The 23,070-nt window shown below is 72.2% G+C and carries 19 protein-coding genes; 9 read left to right on the forward strand and 10 right to left on the reverse strand.

Translation table 11 applies throughout. The annotated features are described in order from the left end of the window. Nucleotide 1 precedes the first annotated feature (1 nt). The 3 genes from ACVKXF_RS00980 to ACVKXF_RS00990 all read right to left on the reverse strand — a co-directional run bounded on the left by ACVKXF_RS00980 (nucleotide 2) and on the right by ACVKXF_RS00990 (nucleotide 5,461). Nucleotides 2–1,300 carry an adenylosuccinate synthase gene (locus ACVKXF_RS00980; protein ID WP_123312146.1) on the reverse strand — a complete coding sequence of 433 codons (1,299 nt, stop codon included), beginning with the start codon at nucleotides 1,298–1,300 and terminating at the stop codon, nucleotides 2–4. Nucleotides 1,301–1,484: 184 nt separating this feature from the next. Further along, complete coding sequence (locus ACVKXF_RS00985; protein WP_159573348.1) at nucleotides 1,485–1,649, reverse strand: hypothetical protein; 165 nt, start codon at nucleotides 1,647–1,649, stop codon at nucleotides 1,485–1,487. Between the two features lie 143 nt (nucleotides 1,650–1,792). Then, nucleotides 1,793–5,461: a S8 family serine peptidase gene (locus ACVKXF_RS00990; protein ID WP_456794574.1), complete on the reverse strand. Its 3,669-nt coding sequence runs from the start codon at nucleotides 5,459–5,461 to the stop codon at nucleotides 1,793–1,795. 161 nt (nucleotides 5,462–5,622) lie between these two features. On the opposite strand from ACVKXF_RS00990, the gene ACVKXF_RS00995 reads away from it, so the two are divergent. The 3 genes from ACVKXF_RS00995 to ACVKXF_RS01005 are packed head-to-tail and all read left to right on the forward strand — an operon-like array spanning nucleotide 5,623 to nucleotide 9,224. Beyond that, the gene (locus ACVKXF_RS00995; RefSeq protein WP_456794575.1) at nucleotides 5,623–6,276 is read left to right on the forward strand and encodes a TetR/AcrR family transcriptional regulator; all 654 of its coding nucleotides are present in this window, start codon (nucleotides 5,623–5,625) and stop codon (nucleotides 6,274–6,276) included. After that, the gene (locus tag ACVKXF_RS01000; RefSeq protein WP_456794576.1) at nucleotides 6,273–6,989 is read left to right on the forward strand and encodes a hypothetical protein; all 717 of its coding nucleotides are present in this window, start codon (nucleotides 6,273–6,275) and stop codon (nucleotides 6,987–6,989) included. Before ACVKXF_RS00995 ends, ACVKXF_RS01000 begins: the two co-directional genes overlap by 4 nt. Next, nucleotides 6,990–9,224 carry a YhgE/Pip family protein gene (locus ACVKXF_RS01005; protein WP_456794577.1) on the forward strand — a complete coding sequence of 745 codons (2,235 nt, stop codon included), beginning with the start codon at nucleotides 6,990–6,992 and terminating at the stop codon, nucleotides 9,222–9,224. It abuts the gene before it with no gap. Between the two features lie 109 nt (nucleotides 9,225–9,333). On the opposite strand, the gene ACVKXF_RS01010 is transcribed toward ACVKXF_RS01005, so the two are convergent. After that, nucleotides 9,334–10,137, reverse strand: a complete 804-nt coding sequence (locus ACVKXF_RS01010; RefSeq protein ID WP_456794578.1) for an NAD-dependent epimerase/dehydratase family protein — start codon at nucleotides 10,135–10,137, stop codon at nucleotides 9,334–9,336. Between the two features lie 120 nt (nucleotides 10,138–10,257). On the opposite strand from ACVKXF_RS01010, the gene ACVKXF_RS01015 reads away from it, so the two are divergent. Further along, nucleotides 10,258–11,265, forward strand: coding sequence for a LacI family DNA-binding transcriptional regulator (locus ACVKXF_RS01015; protein WP_456794579.1), 1,008 nt, complete (start codon nucleotides 10,258–10,260; stop codon nucleotides 11,263–11,265). A 109-nt stretch (nucleotides 11,266–11,374) separates the two neighbouring features. Here ACVKXF_RS01015 and ACVKXF_RS01020 read toward each other — a convergent pair whose 3' ends face one another. Then, nucleotides 11,375–12,019: a TrmH family RNA methyltransferase gene (locus tag ACVKXF_RS01020; RefSeq protein ID WP_456794580.1), complete on the reverse strand. Its 645-nt coding sequence runs from the start codon at nucleotides 12,017–12,019 to the stop codon at nucleotides 11,375–11,377. A gap of 98 nt (nucleotides 12,020–12,117) precedes the next feature. Continuing rightward, nucleotides 12,118–12,804, reverse strand: coding sequence for a TetR/AcrR family transcriptional regulator (locus tag ACVKXF_RS01025; protein WP_185021231.1), 687 nt, complete (start codon nucleotides 12,802–12,804; stop codon nucleotides 12,118–12,120). 177 nt (nucleotides 12,805–12,981) lie between these two features. Here ACVKXF_RS01025 and ACVKXF_RS01030 point away from each other — a divergent pair, with 177 nt between their 5' ends. Both ACVKXF_RS01030 and ACVKXF_RS01035 read left to right on the forward strand, forming a co-directional pair. Continuing rightward, nucleotides 12,982–13,779 carry an HAD-IIA family hydrolase gene (locus tag ACVKXF_RS01030; protein WP_123310397.1) on the forward strand — a complete coding sequence of 266 codons (798 nt, stop codon included), beginning with the start codon at nucleotides 12,982–12,984 and terminating at the stop codon, nucleotides 13,777–13,779. Nucleotides 13,780–13,781: 2 nt separating this feature from the next. Then, the gene (locus tag ACVKXF_RS01035; protein ID WP_123310399.1) at nucleotides 13,782–14,591 is read left to right on the forward strand and encodes a methyltransferase domain-containing protein; all 810 of its coding nucleotides are present in this window, start codon (nucleotides 13,782–13,784) and stop codon (nucleotides 14,589–14,591) included. Between the two features lie 97 nt (nucleotides 14,592–14,688). Here ACVKXF_RS01035 and ACVKXF_RS01040 read toward each other — a convergent pair whose 3' ends face one another. Beyond that, nucleotides 14,689–15,567 (reverse strand): CPBP family intramembrane glutamic endopeptidase, encoded by an 879-nt coding sequence (locus tag ACVKXF_RS01040; RefSeq protein WP_456794581.1) that lies wholly within the window; start codon nucleotides 15,565–15,567, stop codon nucleotides 14,689–14,691. A gap of 37 nt (nucleotides 15,568–15,604) precedes the next feature. Between ACVKXF_RS01040 and ACVKXF_RS01045 the strand changes: the two genes are divergently transcribed. Further along, a complete protein-coding gene (locus tag ACVKXF_RS01045; RefSeq protein WP_340485042.1) occupies nucleotides 15,605–16,294 on the forward strand; it encodes a metal-dependent transcriptional regulator in 690 nt (229 codons plus the stop codon). A gap of 280 nt (nucleotides 16,295–16,574) precedes the next feature. On the opposite strand, the gene ACVKXF_RS01050 is transcribed toward ACVKXF_RS01045, so the two are convergent. Then, nucleotides 16,575–17,219 carry a HEAT repeat domain-containing protein gene (locus ACVKXF_RS01050; RefSeq protein ID WP_456794582.1) on the reverse strand — a complete coding sequence of 215 codons (645 nt, stop codon included), beginning with the start codon at nucleotides 17,217–17,219 and terminating at the stop codon, nucleotides 16,575–16,577. Nucleotides 17,220–17,329: 110 nt separating this feature from the next. On the opposite strand from ACVKXF_RS01050, the gene ACVKXF_RS01055 reads away from it, so the two are divergent. After that, nucleotides 17,330–18,283 (forward strand): aldo/keto reductase, encoded by a 954-nt coding sequence (locus ACVKXF_RS01055; protein WP_456794583.1) that lies wholly within the window; start codon nucleotides 17,330–17,332, stop codon nucleotides 18,281–18,283. 167 nt (nucleotides 18,284–18,450) lie between these two features. Here the strand turns inward: ACVKXF_RS01055 and ACVKXF_RS01060 are convergent, their stop codons facing one another. Both ACVKXF_RS01060 and pyrE read right to left on the reverse strand, forming a co-directional pair. Further along, complete coding sequence (locus tag ACVKXF_RS01060) at nucleotides 18,451–20,712, reverse strand: septum formation family protein (protein WP_456794584.1); 2,262 nt, start codon at nucleotides 20,710–20,712, stop codon at nucleotides 18,451–18,453. Then, a complete protein-coding gene (gene pyrE / locus ACVKXF_RS01065; RefSeq protein WP_071404348.1) occupies nucleotides 20,709–21,260 on the reverse strand; it encodes an orotate phosphoribosyltransferase in 552 nt (183 codons plus the stop codon). The genes ACVKXF_RS01060 and pyrE overlap by 4 nt, the downstream gene beginning before the upstream one ends. An 86-nt stretch (nucleotides 21,261–21,346) precedes the next feature. Between pyrE and ACVKXF_RS01070 the strand changes: the two genes are divergently transcribed. After that, a complete protein-coding gene (locus ACVKXF_RS01070; protein ID WP_456794585.1) occupies nucleotides 21,347–23,014 on the forward strand; it encodes a hypothetical protein in 1,668 nt (555 codons plus the stop codon). Nucleotides 23,015–23,070: the final 56 nt, after the last annotated feature.

The following is a 23,070-nucleotide window of genomic DNA, read 5'->3' on the forward strand; positions in this document are numbered from 1 at the left end:
GTCAGGCTGCGCCGGCGCCGAGCAGGTCGTGGCGGACGACGATGGCGTCGCGCCCCGGACCGACACCGATCGCGGAGATCCGCGCACCCGACATCGCCTCGACCGCGAGCACGTAGTCCTGCGCGTTCTTCGGCAGGTCCTCGAACGAGCGGGCGCCGGTGATGTCCTCGGTCCAGCCGGGGAACTCTTCGTACACGGGCTTCGCGTGGTGGAAGTCCGACTGGTTCACGGGGACCTCGTCCACGCGCACGCCGTCGACCTCGTACGCGACGCACACGGGGATCGTCTCGAGCCCGGTCAGCACGTCGAGCTTGGTCAGCACGAAGTCGGTCACGCCGTTGATGCGCGCGGTGTAGCGGGCGATCGGGGCGTCGTACCAGCCGCAGCGACGCGGACGGCCCGTGGTGGTGCCGAACTCGAAGCCGTTGGCGCGCAGGAACTCACCGGACTCGTCGAACAGTTCGGTCGGGAACGGACCGGCGCCGACGCGGGTCGTGTACGCCTTGACGATGCCGATGATGCGCTCGAGCTTGCCCGGGCCGATGCCGGACCCGGTCGCGGCGCCCCCGGCGGTCGCCGAGGACGACGTCACGAACGGGTAGGTGCCGTGGTCGACGTCGAGCATGGTCGCCTGACCGGCCTCGAACAGGACGGTGTCGCCGCGCTCCAGTGCCCGGTGGATCTCGAGGGCCGTGTCGGCGACCATCGGGCGCAGGCGCTCGGCGAAGGACAGCAGCGACTCGACCACTTCTTCGGCGTCGATCGCGCGACGGTTGAAGACCTTGACCAGCAGGTGGTTCTTCTGGTCGAGGGCCGCTTCGACCTTCTGGCGCAGGATGTTCTCGTCGAAGATGTCCTGGATGCGGATGCCGACGCGGTTGATCTTGTCGGCGTAGGTCGGGCCGATGCCGCGACCGGTGGTGCCGATCTGGCGCTTGCCGAGGAACCGCTCGGTCACCTTGTCGATGGTGCGGTGGTAGTGCGTGATGACGTGGGCGTTCGCCGACACGAGCAGCTTCGAGGTGTCGACGCCGCGGGCCTTCAGCGCGTCGAGTTCCTGGAACAGGACCTCGAGGTCGACGACGACGCCGTTGCCGATGATCGGCGTGACGCCGGGCGTGAGGATGCCGGAGGGCAGCAGGTGCAGGGCGTACTTCTCGCCGCCGACGACGACCGTGTGGCCGGCGTTGTTGCCGCCGTTGAACTTCACGACGTAGTCGATGCGGGAGCCGAGGAGGTCGGTGGCCTTCCCCTTGCCCTCGTCGCCCCACTGGGCTCCGATGATGACTGCTGCGGGCATCTGGTTCTCCTCACGTTGGCGGAGGACCTCACGCGACCAGGCGGGCCGGTGGTCCACCCGAGTCTATCGGACGGCCACCTGCGCGCCACCTGGCGCGTGCCCGAGATGGTGACGACGGACGGACGGGAGGCCCGGTGCCAGCTGGCACCGGGCCTCCCGTCCTTCGTGTCCGTGCGTTCCGCGATCAGGCGCGGAAGAAGTCCTGGTACGACGGGTCACCGACGGGCTGCGAGTAGCCGGGCTCGGCGAGACGCTGCTCGATCATCGCCTGGACGACGTCGGGCGGGGTGAGCCCCCGGCGGCGCCACTCGGTCGGGTTGGCCCGGAGCTGGCTCAGCGTGTTCTGCATGCTGCAACCCTGGCACTGTGTAACTAGTTTGTCTAACTACCTGTCCTGAATCCGCGTTCCCCCGACCGCCGGGAACACAGGAGACGCCGGATCCGCACTGCGGACCCGGCGTCTCCTGTTCGTTCAGCGGCGCGGACGCCGCACTACTTGCGCGAGACCTTCGCGGTCGACTTGGACGTCGCGGTGCCGTCCTTGTAGCCCGAGGCGTGCGCGGTGACCTTCACGGAGAACTTGTGCCCCGCGTCGGACGTGCCGAGCTTGTACGTCGCACCGGTGGCCTTCTTCACGACCTTGCCGTCGCGGAGCCACTGGTACTTGTACGTCGCCTTCGTCGTGCTCCACTTGCCGTGGTTCGCCGACAGCTTCGAGCCGACCTTCGCCGTCCCGCTGATCGTCACCTTGCTGCCCGCGGCGAGCGCGAGCTTCGGCGGGACCACCGAGATCGTCGACGTGCCGGCCTGCTTGCCCGACGCGTTGCCGAGGTGCAGGAGCAGCACGGTGGCCTTCGTGACGCCCGAGGCACGGGTGACCCGGAGGACGCCGGAGTCGGCGAACAGGACGCCGGTGCTGCGGCCCTGCGCGAAGGACAGTGCCGGCTTCGACGGGTCGAACGACGCGTTCTTCGCCTCGTCCACCACGGACGAACCGGTGGTCGCGGCACCGGGGGCGTAGGCCGACTCGGTGAGCACCGAGTAGGTGAACTTGCCCTTCGCACCGATCAGCGCACCCGTGGTCGTGAGCACCTTCACCGAGCTGTCGAAGGTGTTCACGTCCTGGCCGGGTGCCCCGCCGTTGAGCGGCTGGACGTCGACGACCGGGTCGACGTCCGGGTCGTCCGACGCGGCCTTGGCCAGGTCGATCGTCGTCGCGAACGTCGCGTCCACCGCGGCGGACTTCGCGTTGTAGACCAGGTAGTCGGGCTCGCCGTCACGGTTCGTGTCGATGAGCACCTCGACGTTGGTCACGGCGCCGGGGTTGGCGTCGGGACCGGCCGTCTGGATGCCGAACGCGATCGTGTCCGACGCCTTGTCGTAGCTGGCGCCGTAGGAGCGGATGTCCGCCGCCTGCAGCGAGCGCTTCGCCGAACCGTCGGGGAACGCCTCGACCGGGTCGGTCCCACCGAGCACGAACGGAGCGACGGCGGCGTGGTAGCCGGTCGTCAGCCCGCCCTGGTCGACGGTGCGGCCCTTGAGTGTCAGGTCGGCCGACTTGCCCGGGCCGGTGAAGGCGACGGTGGAGCGACCCTGCACGGAGCTGACGGGCTTCGGCGCGAGGTACGCACCGACGCGCAACGGCACCGCGGTCGTGTCGGTCGGCGTGAACGCCACGATGCCCGAGGCGGCGGTGACGAACTCGCGCTGGTAGCCCTGCTGCACCGACTCCTGGGTGGGGTCGATGACGCGGCGGAGCTTCGTCGGGTCGGCGATGGTGAACGTGAGCTTCACCGTCGCGGTGCGGTTCGCCGGGACGGTGACCCGCTTCGTGTCGAGCGCGAACGTCACACCGGGCTGCGACACCTGCGGCTGGTAGGCCACGTCGTAGGTGTGCGCGACGCCGTCGGTGTTCGCGATCTGCAGGGTGCGGCTCTCGCTCGTCGCGCTCGAGACCTCGACGACACCGAACGAGGCGGTGACGAGCAGGTCGTTCTCGACGCTCCGCACGGTGGTGCCGGCGGTCACGGCCTGCAGGGCGTCGACGCGGCCGGTGCCCTGCCGGAGCAGGGTCGCCGAGCGGGAGCCGTCCTTGACGTCGTGCGTCGCCGTGTTCATGAGCGCCGCCTTGACCTGCGGTGCGCTCCACTCCGGGTGCGACTGGAAGGTCAGCGCCGCGATGCCCGCGACGTCCGGTGTGGCCATCGAGGTCCCGCTCATCGACATGCGGCCGTCGCCGGTGCCGTTGGCCGCCGAGATCACGTTGACCCCGGGGCCGGCGATGTCCGGCTTGACGATGTCGTTGAACGACCCGTGCACGCCCCGGCTGGTGAACGCGGCGAGCGTGTTCACGGCCTCCGGGTCGGTGGCGAGTTCGAAGCCCTTGAGCTCGTCCGCGAAGCGCACGTGCAGGGTCCCCGCCTTGGCAGCGGCCTGGAGGCTCGTGGCGGCGTCCAGCGTCAGCTCGGCACCCGGGATGGTCGCGTTGCCCGCGATGCCCGAGTCGAAGGTGTTGATCGTGCCCGCGAGCAGGACGCCGATGCCGCCGGCGGCCTGCACGTTGTTGAAGCGCACGCCGGAGCCGCACTCGAGCGCGCCGTCCGTCCACTTCAGCCAGACGACCTTGCCCGCGATCTTCGCGGCGTCGGCGGCGCTGAACGCGGCGCAGCCGTCGATGTTGCTGGTCGGGACGACGACGTCACCCTCGACGGGCAGCGTGCCCGTGAAGTTGGACGAGTACTGCGACCGGTAGGTCTTCGCGACGTTCGCGGGGGCGGTGGCCTGCACGCCGTCGTACAGCGACTGGCCGGTGGCGCTCGCGGCGACGGTGAGCGCACCCTCGGCGTTGCCCGGCGATCCACCGATGTCGGTGAAGTCGTCGGCGTTGCCCGAGGCGATCACGGGCAGGACGCCGCGTGCGGTCAGTGCGTCGATCTTGGCGTTGTCGGGGTCGTCCGGTGCGCCGTAGTCGGAGCCGAGCGACAGGTTCAGGACGTTGATGTCCTTGCCCTCGGTGAGCGCCTGGCCCACCCAGTCGAGCGCGGCACCCGTGACGTCGGTCGAACCGCCGCCGTCACCGAACACCTTGAGGGCGTAGAGGCCGGCCTCGGGCGCGGTGCCCGGTCCGATCCACATGTCCTGCACCTGCTGCGTGGTGAGCTTGGTGTAGTCGCCGTCGAACTGCTGCTTGTCGGCGGTCAGGCCGTAGCCCGCGATCGAGCCGGACACGTGCGTGCCGTGGTCGCCGCCCTTGCCGTCGATCGGGTTGTCGTCCGGAGCCGGCACCGGGTCGTAGGCCGGGTCGGTCGGGTCGGCGTTGTAGGTCGCACCGGCGAAGTCGTACCCGCCGAGGAACTTCGACGCGTCGTACAGGCTGGGGTCCGGAGCACCGGAGCTCGCGTTCGCCAGGGCCTGCTGGTAGGCCGCGGTGGTGCCGGGTCCGCCGAAGTCCGCCTGCGTGTAGTCCAGGCCGGTGTCGAGGACGGCGACGTTGACGCCCTTGCCGGTGTGCCCGGTCTGCTGCCAGGCGTTGAGCGAGCGCGTGTAGACGTCGCTCGCGGCGTTCTTCGGGGCGACCCCGTCGGCGCCGGGACGCACGAGGCTCGGGTCCACGCCGGAGGGGGCGACGCTCGCGTCCGGCAGGACCGTCGGCTGGACGATCTTCTTCGGCGTGAGCGGGATGATGCTCTCGACGTCGGAGCGCTTCGCGATGTCCTGCAGCGCGGAGACGTCGGCGACGACCGCGACACCGGGGACGGTGTACTCGGTCGAGTAGAGCTCGGTGGCGTCGGCGTCGGCGCGCTGGACGGCGGCGCTGACGGCTGCGGTGGTCGACTCGATCGCCTTGACGCGGCTCTTCGCCGCCGAGGACGGCGTCTTCGACTTGGTCAGGTCACCGCCCTTCGCGTCGGCGTCCACCTCGAGGGCCCCCTGACCGGTCGTGCGCACGAACGCGGCGACGGTCTTGGTGGCCTTGGCGTCGCGCAGTGGTGCGGAGAGCTTCAGGTCGGCCACCGACACCCCGGTCGGAGCTGCGGAGGCCGCGCCCCCGACTGCGAGGCCGCCGCACGTCAGGGCCACGGCGGCGATGCCGGCGGTCAGGACGCGTGCGATGCGATGGGAGTTCGGGTTCGGGTCGTGGTTCGGTGTTGCACGGTTCAAAGAGGGCACTCCAGGCTCAGTCCGTGGTTCGCATGAGATTGCTGTGAAGTTATGCGCTTACATTCAGAAAGGGCAGTCCGCTCTTTGGGGGACACCCCTGTTCGAGGGCCGGTGTTCCTGTTAAGTTGCACACCCGTGTGCACGTTATTACGATGGGGTTCGTGACCACTGCTCCCCATCCCGCACGCGCACCCCGCCGCGACGCGACCGAGAACCGGGCAGCCCTCCTCGACGCGGCACGGACCTGCCTGCAGCGCGATCCGGACGCCTCCATCGAGACGATCGCCGCGGCCGCCGGACTCTCGCGCCGTGCGGTGTACGGACACTTCCCGTCGCGCGACGACCTCGTGCGCGAGGTCGTGACCTCCGGTGCGGCTCGGATCGCCGCGTCCATGCCGACCACCTCGGACCTGCAGGAGCTGCCGCCGGCCGCTCGGCTCGCCGCGATCGCGGTCACGCTCTGGACCGAGGTCTCGCACGTCCGCTCGATGGCCCGGGTCGCCGTGCGCAGCCCGTTCGCCGAACCCGTCGCCGAGGTGTTCGCTCCGCTCCGGGCCCAGGTCCGCCAGGCGTGTGCGCTCGGGATCGCCGAGGGCACCATGCGCGACGACGTCGACCCCGCCACCCTGGGGCGCCTGGTCGAAGGGGCGTGCATCGCCGTCCTCGACGAGGCGACCCGGTCCGGCACCTCGGACGAGGCCGGACGGCGCATGGTGGTGGTGTCGGCCCTCGGCATGGCCGGCATCGACTGGCGCACCGCACTGCTCTCCGAACCCGCTGCTCCCGCTGCTCCCGCTGTGAAGGACCCCGCATGACGCTCGAACTCGCCCACGTCGGCATCGGCGAGGAGCCCGGCGCGGCACTGCCCGTCGTCTCCGCCGTCGCCGCCCCCGGACGCCCCGGGGTCGTCGCCGTCGAGACGGAGCAGGCCCCCGTGCTCGCCTCGCTCGTCGCCGGCGGCCGGATGCAGCCCGACACCGGGCGGCTCCTGCTCGACGGGCACGAGGACGCCGCTGCCGCGCGCCGCGCCTTCGCCCTCGTCGACACCCCGGGCGTCGCCGAGCCCTTCCCCGTCATGACCGTGCAGCAGATCGTGCGCGAGGAACTGGCGTTCGCCGCCCAGCGGCCCTCGCGCGGCCACGTCGACACCGTGCTCGAGGAGCTCGACCTGCGGCACTACGCCGACACCCCGGTCCAGCGGGTGCCGACGGCCGTGCGCGTCCGACTGCTCGTCGAGCTCGCCCTGCTCCGCGACGGGGTGACCGGCGTCGTCGTCACCTCGCCCGAGCGGCACGGCGGTGCCGTCGAGGAGTGGTTCGCGGTCCTCCGCGACGTCGCACGACGCGGTACGACCGTCGTGCTCGTCACCTCGAAGGCCGCAGCCACGACCGTCGAGACGCTGCTCGACACGATCGACGCGTCCCAGCCCGAGGGTCCCGACGACGCGGCCCTGTCCGACGGAACCGAGCCGGGCCTCCCGTCCGACCCGTCCGTCACCGCAGCAACCGTCCCGACGGAGGCAACCTAAGTGACCACCACCTCGCTCGTCCGCGCCGAACTGGCGCGCCTCACCGCGACCCCGCTCGCGCGACTGGCGTTCATCGCCCTGATGATCGTGCCGCTGCTCTACGGCGGCGCCTACCTGTGGGCGAACCGCGACCCGTACGCCAAGCTCGACCAGATCCCCGCGGCGATCGTGAACCTCGACGCCGGCGCAACCCTCGACGGCGAGCACGTCGACTACGGCACCGACGTCACGAAGGAAGCGATCGACGGCGCCGACTTCAAGTGGACGAAGACCGGTGCTGCGGACGCGCGCTCCGGCGTGCGGAACGGCACCTACGACTTCGTCGTCACCATCCCGCACGACTTCTCCGAGCACCTGGTGTCCGCGCAGTCCGACGACCCGACGCAGGCGAAGCTCGTCATGACCACGGCCGACACGAACTCGTACCTGGCGTCGACCATCGCGGAGCAGGCCGGCAAGACCATGCGCACGGCCGTCGCCGAACGCGTCGGCAAGCAGGCGGCGAAGACCCTGCTCGTCGGGCTCGCCGACGTCCGCGACAGCCTCGGCGACGCCGTCGACGGGGCCGACCAGCTGGCGTCGGGCACCGCGAAGGCGGACACGGGCGCCCACACCCTCGCCGACGGCACCGGCAAGCTGTCGTCCGGTGCGGCGGAGCTCGCGTCCGGCACGGCTGACCTGCCGTCGCAGACGAAGCAGCTGGACAGCGGGGCGCAGCAGGTGGCGTCGGGGGCGTCGACCCTGGCGTCCGGGCTGGCCAGCGCGCAGCAGCAGACGGCGGCGCTGCCGTCGCAGACGCAGCAGTTGAACAGTGGGGCGCAGCAGCTGCAGACCGGGCTGCACCAGCTCCGTGACCAGACGGCTTCGCTTCCCTCCGACTCTGCGCGCCTGTCCAGTGGTGCGTCGCAGGTCGCCACCGGGAACGCCACGCTGGCCGACGAGGCCACGCCGTTCATCGAGGGCGTCCAGCAGCTCTCGGCGCAGTCACCGGAACTCGTCGCGACGCTGAAGCCCGTCGTGCAAGCCTCCACGGTACTCACCGCGGAACAGAAGACCCAGCTGCTCGCCGGGCTCGACGACCTGCAGGCTGGCAGCACCAAGCTCGGTGCCGGTGCCGGTGAGCTGTCGGGCAACCTGCAGAAGCTCAAGACGGGCAGCGCCCAGGTGTCCGCGGGCGCATCGCAGCTCGCCGAGCGGGCTCCGGCGCTGACGAGTGGCATCCAGCAGCTCTCGGACGGCTCCGACACGCTCGCCGCCGGGACGTCGAAGCTGGCTGCCGCGGCACCGACGTTGACCTCGGGCATCTCGTCGGCGGCGACCGGCGCGTCCACGCTCTCCGCGGGTGCCGCGAAGGTCGCAGACGGCACGTCGACGCTGGCTTCGGCCGCTCCGACCCTGTCGTCGGGCGCATCGTCGCTCGCCGCGGGCGCAGCGTCCGCCGACAAGGGTGCTTCGTCGCTCGCATCGGGCCTCGACGAGCTCAAGACCGGCTCGTCGAAGCTCGCGTCGTCGCTCGACGAGGGCCGCACGAAGATCCCGGCGTCGAACGCCTCCGAGCGTGAGTCGCAGGCCTCGGTGATCTCCGACCCGGTGAAGGTCGGGGACGACAACGTCGCCGCGGCGTCGAACTACGGTGCCGGCCTCGCGCCGTTCTTCATCTCGCTCGCGGCCTGGATCGGCATGTACGCGCTGTTCCTCATCCTCAAGCCGATCTCGAAGCGGGCGATCACCGCGGTGCGGAAGCCCCTGGCCGTGGTGTTCGGCGGCTGGCTGACCCCGGCCCTGCTCGGCCTGGTGCAGATGGTGGCGCTGTTCTTCATCGTGCGGTTCGCCCTCGACCTGAACGTGGTGCACGTCGGCGGCACGATCGGCATCATGGTGCTGGCGTCGGCGACCTTCGCGGCGATCATCATGGCACTCAACGTGCTGCTCGGGTCGGTCGGGCAGTTCCTCGGACTGGTGCTCATGCTCGTCCAGCTCGTCACCGCCGGCGGCACGTTCCCCTGGCAGACGCTGCCCGGGCCGTTGGCGGCGCTGCACTTCGCGCTGCCGATGACGTACTCGGTCGACGCGATCCGGCAGACGATGTACGGCGGGGACCTCGGCGCCGCGTGGTCCGACGCGGGCGTGCTGCTCTGCTGGCTGCTCGGGGCGCTGCTGGTGTCCTTCGTGGTCACGGCGCGGCAGACCCGCTCCCGCACGCTGCGCGACCTGCGTCCGAGCCTGATCGGGTAGCGCGCGCGGGCGGGCGCCGGGGCCGGGGGCGCGGGGCGCGCGGGGCGCCGGGCGTTCGCATGGTGAGCAGAAATGGTCGGGTGGCGTCAGGCCACCCGACCATTTCTGCTCACGATGTGCTGCGCCCGAGGGGCAACGACACCATCTCGCCGCCGAGGAAGCGCAGGTCCTCCGGCGGCAGGTCCGCCCGAGCGTCGGGGTCGAGCGCCCGGAACGCGTCGTCGCGTGGGACGAAGCCGATGCGCTCCCCGGCGGTCAGGTCGGCGGGCGAGCCGGTGTTCCGCGACAGCGCCCACACGACGTGGTGCCCCGGTTCGCGAAGGTCGACGGTCGCGAGCACCAGGCGCGCCAGGTCGTCGGGCGAGCTCCACATCAGGAGCGCTCGCGACGACGACGGCTGCTCCCCGAAGGCCCCGATGCGCGCCGAGACGATCGACATGTCGTACCGGTCGGCGAACAGGCTGCCGAGCAGTTCCATCCCGGCCTTCGTCACGCCGTAGTAGGTGTCCGGCCGCGGCAGTCGATCGCCCGGCACGCTGCCCGGCTCGTCGAGCGGCTCGGGGACCCGGCCGACCGCGTGGATCGAGCTGGCGAGCAGCACCCGGAGCACCCCGCCTGCCGCCGCCCGCTCGAGCACGTTCTTCGTGCCGGTCAGGTTCGCCGCGAGCAGGTCGTCCCACGCGGCCTCGGTCGGGATACCTGCCAGGTGCACCACGGTGTCGACCCCGGCGAGCGCGTCGTCCAACGCAGCCGGGTCGTTCACCGAGCCGGAGACGAACCGCTCCCCGGCGGACACCGGGTCGTCGGGCGTCCGTTCGTCGAGCAGGACGAGGTCGTGTCCGGCCGCCAGGAGCCTGGGCCGGAGAGCCGCCCCGATGCGTCCTGCGGCTCCGGTGATGAGCAGCGTCGCCATGCCGCGGACGCTACCCGCGGCGCACGAGCAGTTCCCTCAGGTGGTCGACCACAGCGTGACCGCCCGTGTCACGCCGCCCGCTACGATCGACGCACGAGCCAACGGAGGTCGAAGCGCATCATGGGAGACGGCAAGCCCGCGACCATCTACGACGTCGCCGCACGCGCCGGGGTCTCCAAGTCCCTCGTCTCCCTGGTCCTGCAGCGTTCCCCCCGGGTGAGCGACCAGCGCCGGGCCGCCGTGCTGACGGCCATCCAGGAGCTCGACTACCGTCCTTCCACCGCGGCGGTGTCGCTCGCCGGCACCCGCAGCCGCACCATCGGCGTGGTCCTCGACGACTTCCGGAACCAGTGGTTCGTTGACCTGCTCACCGGCCTGCGCGAGGCGCTGCAGGACCAGGGCCACCGGCTCGTCGTCGCGGACCGGTTCCTGAACACGGGGCTCGACGCCTCGCCGGTCGAGGGCTTCCTGTCCATGCGCGTCGAGGGCATCGTCATCGCCGGCGAGCCGACTACCGACCTCGCGATCCCCGCGTCGATGCCGGTCGTGATCGCGGGCGGGCGCGTGTCGATCCCCCGCGCGGACACCGTCGCGAACGACGACCGTGCCGGTGGCGGGATGGCTGCCGCCCACCTGCTCGACCTGGGGCACACCCGGCTCGGGTTCCTCGGTGCGGGTTCGGCGGCGTCGCAGGAGCGCCGCGCGGGCTTCGAGGGCGCAGCAGCCGCAGCGCCCGCAGCAGCCGGACCGGTGACCGTCGCCGTCGCGGTCCTGCCCGGCGAGCCCACGGAAGAGGCCGGGTCCCGCGCCCTCGGCGCCCTGCTCGACGAGCACCCAGAGGTCACCGCGGTGTTCGCCGCCAACGACGTGATGGCCCTCGGAGCGCTGTCCGAACTCGCCGAGCGCGGACTCCGCGTGCCCGAGGACGTCTCCGTCATCGGCTACGACGACACCCCCGTCGCCGCGACGCGCTACGTCGGCCTGACGAGCATCGACGACCGCAGCGTCGAGATCGGCCGCGGCGCCGGCGAACGCCTGCTCGCGCGCATCGCCGACCCGGGCCTCGCGGCCACCGAGTCGCTCGTCGAACCCCGCCTCGTCGCGCGCCGCACGACCGCCCCGCGCTGACGCGGCGGATCCCGCCGACACCCCGACCGGGAGGCCCGTCCCACGCCCGCCACGCCCGCTTCGTGAGCAGGAATGGTCGGGTCCAGGGCCCGTACCCGACCATTCCTGCTCAGGAAGCGTCCGGCAACGCGGCGTGCTGCACGATCCACGAGTGCATGACGATCGCGGCCGCCGCCGAGGCGTTGATGCTCCGCGTCGACCCGAACTGCGTGATCTCCAGCTGTCCGGCGGCACCGGCCACCGCTTCGTCGGTGAGCCCCGGGCCCTCCTGACCGAACAGGAACACGCACCGCTCCGGGATCGCCGCGGTCTCGATGCGCTCGGCACCGGGGGTGTTGTCGATCGCGATCACCGGGCGTTGCTCGTCGGTCATCGAGGCGAGGAACGCCTCGACGTCCGGGTGGTAGCGGACGTGCTGGTACCGGTCGGTCACCATCGCCCCGCGCTTGTTCCAGCGCCGCCGCCCGATGATGTGGACCGTGCCGGCCAGGAAGGCGTTGGCGCTCCGCACGATCGACCCGATGTTCAGGTCGTGCTGCCAGTTCTCGATCGCGACGTCGAAGGCGTGCCGGCGGGTGTCGAGCTCGGCGACGATGGCGTCCATCGACCAGTACCGGAAGTGGTCGAGCACGTTGCGGGAGTCCCCCGCCGCCAACAGCTCCGGGTCGAGGCGCGGATCGTCCGGCCAGGGTTCCGGGTGCGGGCCGACGCCGTTCGTCGTCAGCTCGTGCGACGGTTCGGGCGCAGTGGTCACCGCACCAGCGTACGGCCGGGCACGGGGAACCAGGTTCCGGACACAGCACCGCGGATCTGCGCGGTTCCAGGTCCGGAACCTGGTTCCGGAGCGACGGATCAGGCGGTCCGGGCGACGCGGGACTCGATGCCCGCGATGAGCACGTCGAGCCCCAGGTCGAAGCGCGCGTCGTACGAGTGCTCCCCCAGGATCTGCCCGACGAGCGTGTGCCGCTCCGGCCGCCCGGTGTCGTCGTCGCCGCGCCCGATCTGCACCGAGGTGTGTCCGACCACGAAGTCGTACACGACGAAGAACGTGTACATCGCCTCGACCTCGGGCAGCCCGGCGTCGCACAGCGCCCCGACGACCTTCGCCACGACGGCGTCGGACTCGGTGGACACCAGGGCTCCGCGCCGACTGTGCGACTCGAGCACCAGGGGGTGGGTGCGCATCAGGTCGCGGAAGGTCCTGGCGAACACCCGGACGACCGCGTGCCACTCGTCGGGCCAGACGAAGGTGGCGGTGAACTCGTCGACCGTGCGGCGCACGAGTTCGGCGTGCAGGTCGTCGAGGCCGCCGATGGTCCGGTGCACGGTCATCGGCGCGACGCCGAGCCGCACCCCGAGCGCCCGGAAGGACAACCGGTCCAGACCGTCCTCGTTCGCGATCGCCGTCGCGGCGTCGATCACCTGCTCGCGGCTCAGGACGTTGGGCCGGCCCCGGCGTCGTCGCGGCGCCTCCTCGACCAGGTCCGGCACCGCGGTGGGGCGGGGCGTGGCGGTCGGCGATCCGGGTTCGACGAGCACGGCGGGTTCTCCTTGATTCGGTACGTGTCCCGAAAAGCCTAGGGCAAAGCCGAGTGGCGTTCGGTGACTCGACCTTCTCGGGTCCGGAGCCGACGCGCAAGAGCCGATCCGTGCCTCCCGGCCTTCTCCGAGCCGACACCGAGCCGGGCCGTCACGGGTGCGCAGTAGGGTGAGGCCATGGCGACCCGCGACGACGTCGAGTGCTGGCTGACCGACATGGACGGCGTGCTCGTCCACGAGAACCAGGCGCTCCCCGGTGCCCCCGAGCTCATCCAGCAGTGGCTCGACGAGGGCACCGAGTTCCTCGTCCTGACCAACAACTCGATCTTCACGCCGCGCGACCTCAGCGCGCGACTCCGCTGGTCCGGCATCCACGTCCCCGAGGAGCGCATCTGGACGAGCGCCCTCGCCACGGCCGACTTCTGCAAGTCGCAGATGCCGGGTGGCTCGGCGTTCGTCATCGGCGAGGCCGGCATGACCACCGCCCTGCACGAGGCCGGGTTCATCATGACCGAGACCGCCCCCGACTACGTCGTCGTCGGCGAGACCCGCAACTACTCGTTCGAGGCGATCACCAAGGCCGTCCGCCTGATCCGCGACGGCGCCCGCTTCATCGTCACCAACCCCGACGCCACCGGCCCGTCGGCCGAGGGCGTCCTGCCCGCGACGGGTGCCATCGCCGCGATGATCGAGAAGGCCACCGGCAAGCAGCCCTACGTCGTGGGCAAGCCGAACCCGATGATGTTCCGCTCGGCGATGAACCGCATCGGCGCGCACTCCGAGAACACCGGCATGATCGGCGACCGGATGGACACCGACGTGCAGGCCGGCATCGAAGCCGGGCTGCACACCGTCCTCGTGATGACGGGCATCAGCGACCAGGCCGAGATCGACCGCTACCCGTTCCGTCCGAGCGAGGTCATCTCCGGCGTGCACGAGCTCGTCCGGACCGCCCCCTTCGAGGTCGAGCTGTAGCGGTGCGCTGGGACCCGTCGCGGTACGCCGCGTTCGCGGACGACCGCGGGCGTCCCTTCCACGACCTGGTCGCGCAGGTCGCGTGGTCCGCGGACACTCGGGAGGCCCCGCGTCGCGTCGTCGACCTGGGCTGCGGTCCCGGGGCCCTCACCGCCACGTTGGCAGCGCGGTGGCGTTCGTCGCGGGTGGTCGGGATCGACAGCTCGGCGGAGATGCTCGCGTCGGCTGGGACCGACCCCGCCCTGGCGGACCTGCCGAACCTGTCGTTCGAGCTCGGGGCGATCGAGGACTGGACGCCCGGGCCGACCGACGACGTCGTCGTGACGAACGCGGCGCTGCAGTGGGTCCCGTCGCACGTGGCGCTGCTGCCGCGGTGGCTCGACGCGATGCCGTCCGGGTCGTGGTTCGCGATGCAGGTCCCGGGGAACTTCGGGTCCCCGTCGCACGCGCTGATGCGGTCGATCGGGGCCTCCGGGCCGTGGGCCCCGGCGCTCGACGGTGTGCTGCGGTCGGACCCGGTGCTCGATCCCGCCGGCTACCTCGGCATCATGCTCGACGCCGGGTTCGTCGCCCGCGCCTGGGAGACCACCTACGCGCAGCTGCTGCCGGGCGAGGACCCCGTGCTCGACTGGGTGCGCGGCACCGGGTTGCGACCGGCTCTGGCGGCCCTCGACGCCGCCGACCCCTCCGGTGCACTGACGGCGGAGTACGTCGACCGCTACCGGGCGGCGCTGCGCGAGGCGTACCCGGCGAGCGCCCACGGCACCGTGTACCCGTTCCGCCGGGTCTTCGCCGTCGGCCGCAAGCCCTGACGGACGGCTCCGGCCGGGCGCCGCCGGGCCGGGGCGGGCGGGCGGGCCGGGAGGGCGGGCCGGGCGCGGAAGCTTGCCGGGCCCTGGAGCCGGGCGGCTACCGGGCCGCAGCCGGCGCTGCCAGGTCGCCACGGGCCTCCAGGGCGAAGGCCGCCATCGGCGGGACGGAACGCCACCGCTTCGCCAGGCGACGCGGACGGTCGTCGCGCCACGCGACCATGCCGCCCGCGACGATCCCGAAGCCCAACACGGCGAACGAGAACAGTCCGATCAGACCGAGCACGACGATGCGACCGGTGTCCGACGGATCGGCGGTCGCGGAGTACCCGATCGACCCGAAGTCCCAGAACGCGTGCAGCAGCACCGGGACGAGCAACGAACCGGTGACCCGTCGGGCGACGTACAGCGTGGAGCCGAACGACGCCGCGAACACGACCTGGATCAGTGTCGGCCCGATCCCGGCTCCGGCGAGCGCGTTGAGCAGGTGCAGCAGCCCGAACAGCACGCACGACAGCGCCCACACCCCGAACTCGGGCACCCGACGACGCAGCCCGACCAGGAGCATGCCCCGGGCCATCAGCTCCTCGAACACCCCGACGAACAGCACCCCGACGGTGAGCAGCAGGAAGTAGTGCGCCGGCAGCGCCGTCCAGTCGATCAGGGGCAGCCGCACCAGGCACACCACGAGCACCAGGGCCGGGGCCAGCGCGGACCACCGCAGTGGCGTCCGGGTGCGGTCGACGGTCGCGATCCGCCACCAGCCGAGGCCGGTGACGACCACGGCGAGCGCGACGGCGGCGATGCCCTCCGGGATCACCAGCGCACGGACGACGCTGTCGACCGTCTGCCCGAGGGACGGGTAGTCGTCGCTCGGCCGCGACCGCCACGCGCTGATCGCCGCGAAGACCACGAGCGGCGCGAGGCCGATGAGCAGCGAGGGCGGGACCGGCCAGCGGCGACGACGGGGTTGGTGCACGTCCCGGTTGTACCAGGGCAGCCGTACGATTGGCGGTATGCGCCTGCCCTCGTTGTCGACCATGGCCGAGGACTACGTCAAGCTCATCTGGAAGGCCGGGGAGCGTGGCGGCGCCGGACTGGCCACCCGGGACATCGCGGCGACGCTGAAGGTCTCGGCCTCGACGGTGTCCGGCAACCTGAAGAAGCTCGACCGCGACGGCCTCATCGAGCACACCCCGTACTACGGCGTCGTGCTCACCCCGCTCGGGCAGCAGGTCGCGGTGGCGATGGTCCGGCGGCACCGGCTGATCGAGTCGTTCCTGGTGTCACGTCTCGGCTACACGTGGGACGAGGTCCACACCGAGGCCGAGGCGCTCGAGCACGCGGTGTCGGAGCGGTTCCTCGACCGGGTCGACGCCGACCTGGGGCACCCGACGCACGACCCGCACGGCGACCCGATCCCCGCAGCGGACGGCACCGTGCCCGCCACGCTCGGTGTCCTGCTCGGTGCGATCGAGCCCGGTGCGTGCGGGACCGTCGACCGGGTGTCGGACGATGACCCCTCGTTGCTGCGGTACTTCGACGAGCTCGGGGTCGGCCTCGGCACCCACCTGCGGGTCGAGCGGGTGCGGGACTACGCCGGGGTCATCGCGGTGTCCCGGCGCGGGGCGGACGGTGCCGAGGCGCTCGTCGACCTGCCGGCCGCCGCCGCGACCGCGATCTGGCTGGCCCCCGACGCCGACTGACGGGCGCGGGCGTGCCAGCCTGCCCCCCGTCCGGTGAGGTTCCGAAATCTCGGAACCTCGACGCGCCCAGGGGCCGTCCGTGGAACCTCGGCGTCGCGCACGCGGCGTGTTGTGGAACCTCGGCGTCGCGCACGCGGCGTGTTGTGGAACCTCGAGCGAGCCCCGTGGCCGAGGCCGGCCCGACCCGCAGCGACCGGCCCGCCCCGTGACGACCGGGAGGCCCGTGGCCGTGTCCGCCACGGGCCTCCCGTCCGTCAGCAGGGGACGTCCACGGCCGCACTCACCCCTTCGCGGATCGGGTGCGGCCGAGCGCCACCTCGCGCCGAGCCCGCTCGAGGGCGAGCGCTGACGCAGCGTCCGGGTCGTGCAACAGCCGCTCGGTGTCGGCGACGTGGTCCCGCACGGCACCGGAGCCGCGGTCCGCAGCCGCCGCGAGCACCGGCGCCACCGTCTCCTCACCCAGCCCGACCAGTGCCCGCGACAGGCTGAGTCGTCGTTCTCGTGGACCGACCCCGAGCTGCACCGCGAGCGTCCGGGCGAGCTCGGCCCGCTCGTCGTCGGGCACGAGTGCGACGGCGGTCCGCCAGGCGGCCCGGAGCACCTCGTCGTCGTGGTCCGCGAGCAACGGGCGCACCGACGGCCACGCCGCTGGGTCGCCGACCTTCGACAGCGTGTGCAGCGCCTGGCTGCGGGCCTGCGGTTCGGGACGGGCGAGCTCGGGGAGCACGCGCGCAACGACGTCGTCGGACGGGTGCCGGGTGAGCGCCCACGTGAGCATGTCGCGGACGAAGAAGTCCGGTTCGACGGCGCACTGTTCGACGAGCACGTCGAGGTCGCCCGCGTCCGGGGTCGTCCCGGCTGCCATCACGGCCTGCAGGCGGACCGAGGATCGGGGGTCGGCGAGGGCATCGGTGAGCACGGTCATGGCTCCATGCAACCCGCAGCCACCGGGGCCGTGTCAAGCGTCGGGGCATAGCGTCGGCAGCGGAGCGGTTCACACGGAGGACCGCTCGCCCGACCACGAAAGGACCCCGTATGCCCCGCATCGGTACCAGTGACCTCCACGTGTTCCCCCTCGCCCTCGGCGGCAACGTCTTCGGGTGGACGGCGGACGAGTCGACCTCCCACCAGGTCCTCGACGCCTACACCGCGGCGGGCGGCGACTTCATCGACACCGCTGACGTGTACTCCGCGTGGGCTCCCGGCAACGAGGGCGGCGAGTCCGAGCGGGTCATCGGTTCGTGGCTCGCGGCCTCGGGCAAGCGGGACGACGTCGTCATCGCCACGAAGGGTTCGCAGCACCCGCAGTTCCAGGGCCTCGGCGCGGACACCGTCGCCGCTGCCGCCCGAGCCAGCCTGCAGCGACTGGGTACCGACCGCATCGACCTGTACTACGCGCACTTCGACGACCAGTCGACCCCGCTCGAGGAGACCGTCCGCGCCTTCGACCAGCTCGTCAAGGACGGCATCGTCCGCTACACGGCGATCTCGAACTACTCGAAGGACCGCGCCGAGGAGTGGATCCGCATCGCGACCGAGAACGGCCTCGCGCAGCCGGTGGCGATCCAGCCGCACTACAACCTGGTCACCCGCGAGCCCTACGAGTCCGACATCGCGCCACTCGCCCACGCGCACCGCCTCGGCGTCGTGCCGTACTTCGCACTCGCCGCCGGGTTCCTGACCGGCAAGTACCGCTCGAAGGAGGACTTCGCCGGCAAGGACCGTGAGGGCCAGGTGTCGGGCTACTTCAACGACGAGGGACTCGCCGTGGTCGACGCCCTGTCCACCATCGCCGAGGCCCGCGACACCGAGCTCGCGACCGTCGCCCTGGCGTGGCTGCAGGCACAGCCGGACGTCGTCGCGCCGATCGCCAGCGCCCGGAACACCGAGCAGCTGCCGGCACTGCTGGCCTCGGCGGAGCTCGAGCTCAGCGCCGACGAGCTGCAGACCCTGTCCGACGTGTCGGCGAAGGTCCCCGCGTCCGCCTGACCCGGCGACCGCCCGACCCCGAACGACATCCTCGACGTCGCACGACGTCGGGGATGTCGTTCGTTGCACACGCGGGCATCACCGGCGCGCAACCAGCGACGAGATCGATGTCGTACGACGTCGACGGTGTCGTTCCACGTCGATACCCGCAGCAGCCCCTCAGCCCCCTACGCCCCCGGCGCCAACGACGCCGTGAGCTCCTGCCCCGACGACCGCGTCACGAAGCACGAGATGAACCGGTCGCCCTGGTCCCACGTCGCCTGGTCCGGCGCGTAGGACCCCTGCACCTGCACGTCCCCGACGGCCGCAGCCGCCGAGGCGTTCAGCGCCGCGTCCGACTGGCACTGGTCGGCGGCCTGCGTCGCGAGGGCCTCTGGCCCCGGGTACGCGTCCCCGTCCACCGTCAGCCGAGCGGTGAGCTGTCCGATGTGCGGCGTCGTGCAGTCGACGACCGTGAAGGTCTGCGCCCAGGCGTTCGTGAACGGCGACAGGCACTCCCCGCCGGCCAGGTCGGTCCAGGCGTGTTCACCCGGCAGTGCGGGCGTGGTGGCGAACTGGAGCGTGGCAGCCGGAGCAGCGGCCTCGTCCGAGGGGGCGGCGGACGCCGCAGCCGAAGGAGTCGCAGGAGCCGACGACGCTGCCGCCGAGGACTTCGTCGGCGCGATCTCCTGGTCGGAGATGTTGTTGCCGAGGATCCACTTCGACAGCAGGAACACCAGGACGATGAGCACGACGATGAGGGCGATCGAGCCGTAGACGAGCAGCTGCTTGCCGCGCTTGCCCTCGCTCCGGAGGCGCGCCGCACCCTGGTTGATGAAGTTGTCGCGTTCCCCGGTCGGCGCGGCGGCGGTCGTGGAAGACGGAACAGCAGCCGACGGCACCGCGGCCGCCGGCATCATGCGCGTCCCGGTGTCCTCCGGGTCGTAGCCCGTGCCACCGAGCTGCCCGACGGCCTCGGTGCCGAACAGGTCCTTGATCGCACTCGTGTCGCTGGTCTCGCGGCCGTCCCACTCGGACTGGTCCAGGTCGTCCGGCGCAGCGGCCGGCAACGCCGCGGACTGCGCACCGGTGTCGTCCCGGCGCAGACCGAGCACGGCGTCCAGGTCCTGCCCGACGGCCGGTGGCAGGTGTGCCGGGTACGCGGGCGACGCAGCGGGCTCGACCAGGGGCGGCGCAGCGGTCGGCGGCACGGTCGCGTCCGGTTCGGACCACCAGGGCGTGCCGGCGACCGGCAGCGCGGTGGTCGCGGCGTCCGGGAGGCCCGTGGCAGCGTCCGCCCCGTCACCCTCGGCGGCCGAGCGGGTCGTGTCCAGGGCCTCGGTCGGCTCCGCATGAGTCACCGGCCGCCCGGCAGCGGCATCCGCGGTCGGCACAGCGGGAGCCGGCACGGCAGCAGCCGGCGGCACCGCAGCAGCTGTCGGGACGGCCGGCGGCACCGGGAACGTCCGCGGCGCCTGGGGGACGCCGTCGGCCGGGGTGTCGACCTCGCCGGAGACGACCTCGTCCTCGGCGTCGGTCTCGTCCGCCAGCGACCACGAGCCGCCGCCGCCGAGTGCCGTCGTGTCGAACGAGTCGCCGGTCAGGGTCGTCGGGACCTCGCCGGTCTCGTCGTCGCGGATGGCCCAGTCGAACGGTCGGTCCGGCCCGGCGCCCTGCGCTGGGGTGGGGCCGTCGCCCGAGAGCCGCAGCAGGTCGGTGAAGCTCGGCGGCTCCTCGGTCGGGGGCAGCACGTTCTCGACGCCGAGCGGCTGGTGCGCGACGGGCCCGGTGGGCGGGACGGGTGCGCCGGAGCCGGTCGCACGGCCGAGCCAGTCGACGTCGGCACGGCCCTCGCCGAACGGGTCGACGCGGCGACGCTCGTCCTCGATGGCCTTCGACGCCGCAGCGCGCTCGTCACGGTGGGTCTGCGCGGTGGGCAGCACGATCGACGAGGGGTGCGGTGCGGTCGGGTTCGGCGGCACGACGGCGGCCGGCGGGATGCGGTCGTGCAGGGTGGAGCGCTCGTGCTCGGCGGCGGCGTCGGGGCTCTCGGACGGCGCCGACAGCTGCTCGGGCATCGAGATGGCCTGTGTCGCGCCGTCGTCCAGCACCGGAGCGGCCGGAGCCGCCGGAGCTGCAGGTGCGGGCGGTTCGACCAGCTCAGGCGCCTCGGACTCCGGAACCGACGCCTCGAACGGCTCGGGCAACGGTGCGCCGGTCTCCCGTGCGGTCCGCTCGGCCTCGCGGCGTTCCCGGCGCGAGGGCCAGTCCTCCTCGCCACGCGGGGCGCCGAAGATGTCCGCGGCACTGCGGAGACCGTGGAACGGAGCGTCCGGGTCGGACGCGCGCCGGGCCTCCTGGCCGTCGACCCCGTCGGCACCGTCGGCCGCTGCTGCGGGGCCGGCCGTGTCCTCGGGGTCGCGCGCTTCGTCCGGACGCTCCCCGCTCACGCGGTCAGCCCCAGATCAGCCAACCCGATGGCCGCGAAGTAGGGGTACCCGGCTGCCTCGATGGTCTCCTTGGCGCCGGTGTCGCGGTCGACGACGACCGCGACGGCCGCGATGATCGCACCCTCGCGCTCGAGCGCCTCGGCCGCCTTGAGCGGCGAGCCGCCGGTGGTGGAGGTGTCCTCGAGCACGACGACGCGCTTGCCCTTGAGGTCAGGCCCCTCGACCTGCTTGCCGCGGCCGTGGTCCTTCGGCTCCTTGCGGACGACGAAGGCGTCGTAGGTGAGGCCCTGTGCGGCGGCCTGGTGCAGCACGGCGCTGGCGATGGGGTCGGCGCCCATGGTGAGGCCGCCGACGGCCGAGACGTCGGGCACCTGCTGCACGAGCTCGGTCATGACCTGTCCGATCAGCGGCGCGACCCGGTGGTCCAGGCTGACCTTCCGCAGGTCGATGTAGTACGTCGCCTTCTTCCCGCTGGTCAGGGTGAAGTCGCCGTGGAACACCGCTTCGGAGGAGATGTACTGGATCAACTGTTCGCGCGCGTCGGTCACAGCGCACAAGGGTAGCCGGTCGGGCTCGCAGCGCGCTCCCCCGGTCTGTGGGGTCGTCCCGAGCAGCCCTCGGTACGCTCCGGGTCATGCCCCGAGCCCCGCGTCGCGCCGCCGTGGCGCCGGCTCCGTCCGGCGGCCGTCGGTCCGGCGGCGTGGCCGGGGCGATCGGACGGGAGGCCCTGGGCGCGCTGGTCGCGCTGGCCCTGTCCGTCGTCGCCCTCCGCCACGTCGTCGCGACGGAGCGGGTCGCCCTGCTCTGGTACGACGGCGACTCGGTGCTGCTGCCCCTGGTGCACCGGTCGATGCAGCTCGGGCAGCCGTTCGAGTGGGCGATGTCCCCGGCGCTGTTCTTCTTCCCCGAGCTCCCCGTCTACCTGCTCTGTGCCCTCGTCACGGGCACCCCGCAGCAGGCGCTGGCGCTGAACGGGGTGCTCGTCCTGCTGGCCGTGTACGCGCTGGTGCGGGCGGCCGCGAACGAACTCATGCCGTCGGCCGGGCGAGCGGCCCGCATCACGGTGTCGGCGGCCGCTGTGGCGTTCGTGACCCTGCTCGTGCTGACGGAGTCGTCGGCCACCGCGACGTCGCTCGAGCTGGCGTCCCTGCTGCTGACCACGACCTACTACTACGGCGTCGTGCTGGCGATGCTCGGCACCGCGGTGCTCGTGCTCCGTGCCGTCCGGGTCGGGCGGGCATCGGTCGTCGTGCTCGTGGTGCTCGGCCTGGTCGCGGTGTGCACGACAGCGTCGAACCCGCTGTACGTGCCGTGGTCCGCCGCGCCCGTGGTCGTCACGCTCGTGCTGCTGGCGGCGGTGCGCCGGGTGCCGTGGCGCACCGCCCTGCTGCTGTCCGGCACCGTGACGGTCGGTTCGGTGATCGGGTACTTGGTGCGGATCCCGCTGCAGCCCTTCGTGTCGCTCGACCCGTCCACGTACGTCCGGCCGTCACGCGCGGTGGAGACCCTGCAGTTCTTCGCGGCACTGACCGACGAGCGCGCCGGCACGGCCGCGGGCGACGCCGGACTGCTCGTGATGTTCGTCGGGGTGCTCGTCACCGTCGGCGGCACGGTCTGGGCCTGGCGGGTCCGGACCGCGCGCACCGTGCTCGTCGCCACCGCCCTGCCCCTGGTGACCGTCGTCGCGGCGTCGATCGGCGTCGTCGTCGTCGGGTCGGAGACACCGCGGTACCTCGAGCCCGTCGTCACCGCACCGCTGCTGGCCCTCGTCGCGGTGGCCGAGCTCACGCGCACCGCGGTCCGCCGGACCCGCGTGCACCGACCGTTCCGCGGCGTCCGGGCCACCGTCGCGATCGCCGCCGTCGCCGTCCTCGCGGCCGGGGTGGCCACCGCACCGAGCACCGCGCACGCCGTCGCCACCGCCCGGTACACGCCGTCGTCCTGCCTCGACCGCTGGGCGGACGGACGGGCGGTCACCGGGGTGGGACAGTTCTGGACCGTGCGGCCCCTCGCGACGTACTCCGCCCGGAACGTGCAGCTGCTGCAGGTCCGCGACACCTTCGACACGTACCCGTGGCTGGTCGACCTCGGGGCGTACCGCGATGCCGACCCGACGTTCGTGGTGGTCGGGTCGCACGACCTGTGGACCACCGCGGTCGAGGACTCGCTCGGTGCCCCCGCGACGATCACGCACTGCACGGGGTTCGACGTCTACGACTACGCGGGGACCGCCGGCGCCGAGGTGCTCCGACGCGACGTGGTCGGCAGCGCCGACGAGATCCGGCAGGAACGCGGGTTCTAGGAGTTGTCCACAGCGGCGCGTCGCCGTCCGATCTTCTCTGTACGGATGTATAGGCT

This window comes from Curtobacterium sp. PvP017 (genome assembly GCF_054060195.1).

Excerpts from the sequence above, each read along its gene's own strand:
- ACVKXF_RS01070 (WP_456794585.1), top strand. The coding sequence starts at position 21,347 with ATGCCCCGAGCCCCGCGTCGCGCCGCCGTGGCGCCGGCTCCGTCCGGC.
- ACVKXF_RS01055 (WP_456794583.1), top strand. The coding sequence starts at position 17,330 with ATGCCCCGCATCGGTACCAGTGACCTCCACGTGTTCCCCCTCGCCCTC.
- ACVKXF_RS01000 (WP_456794576.1), top strand. The coding sequence starts at position 6,273 with ATGACGCTCGAACTCGCCCACGTCGGCATCGGCGAGGAGCCCGGCGCG.
- ACVKXF_RS01015 (WP_456794579.1), top strand. The coding sequence starts at position 10,258 with ATGGGAGACGGCAAGCCCGCGACCATCTACGACGTCGCCGCACGCGCC.
- ACVKXF_RS01010 (WP_456794578.1), bottom strand. The coding sequence starts at position 10,137 with ATGGCGACGCTGCTCATCACCGGAGCCGCAGGACGCATCGGGGCGGCT.
- ACVKXF_RS01045 (WP_340485042.1), top strand. The coding sequence starts at position 15,605 with ATGCGCCTGCCCTCGTTGTCGACCATGGCCGAGGACTACGTCAAGCTC.
- ACVKXF_RS00985 (WP_159573348.1), bottom strand. The coding sequence starts at position 1,649 with ATGCAGAACACGCTGAGCCAGCTCCGGGCCAACCCGACCGAGTGGCGC.
- ACVKXF_RS00980 (WP_123312146.1), bottom strand. The coding sequence starts at position 1,300 with ATGCCCGCAGCAGTCATCATCGGAGCCCAGTGGGGCGACGAGGGCAAG.
- ACVKXF_RS01030 (WP_123310397.1), top strand. The coding sequence starts at position 12,982 with ATGGCGACCCGCGACGACGTCGAGTGCTGGCTGACCGACATGGACGGC.
- ACVKXF_RS01050 (WP_456794582.1), bottom strand. The coding sequence starts at position 17,219 with ATGACCGTGCTCACCGATGCCCTCGCCGACCCCCGATCCTCGGTCCGC.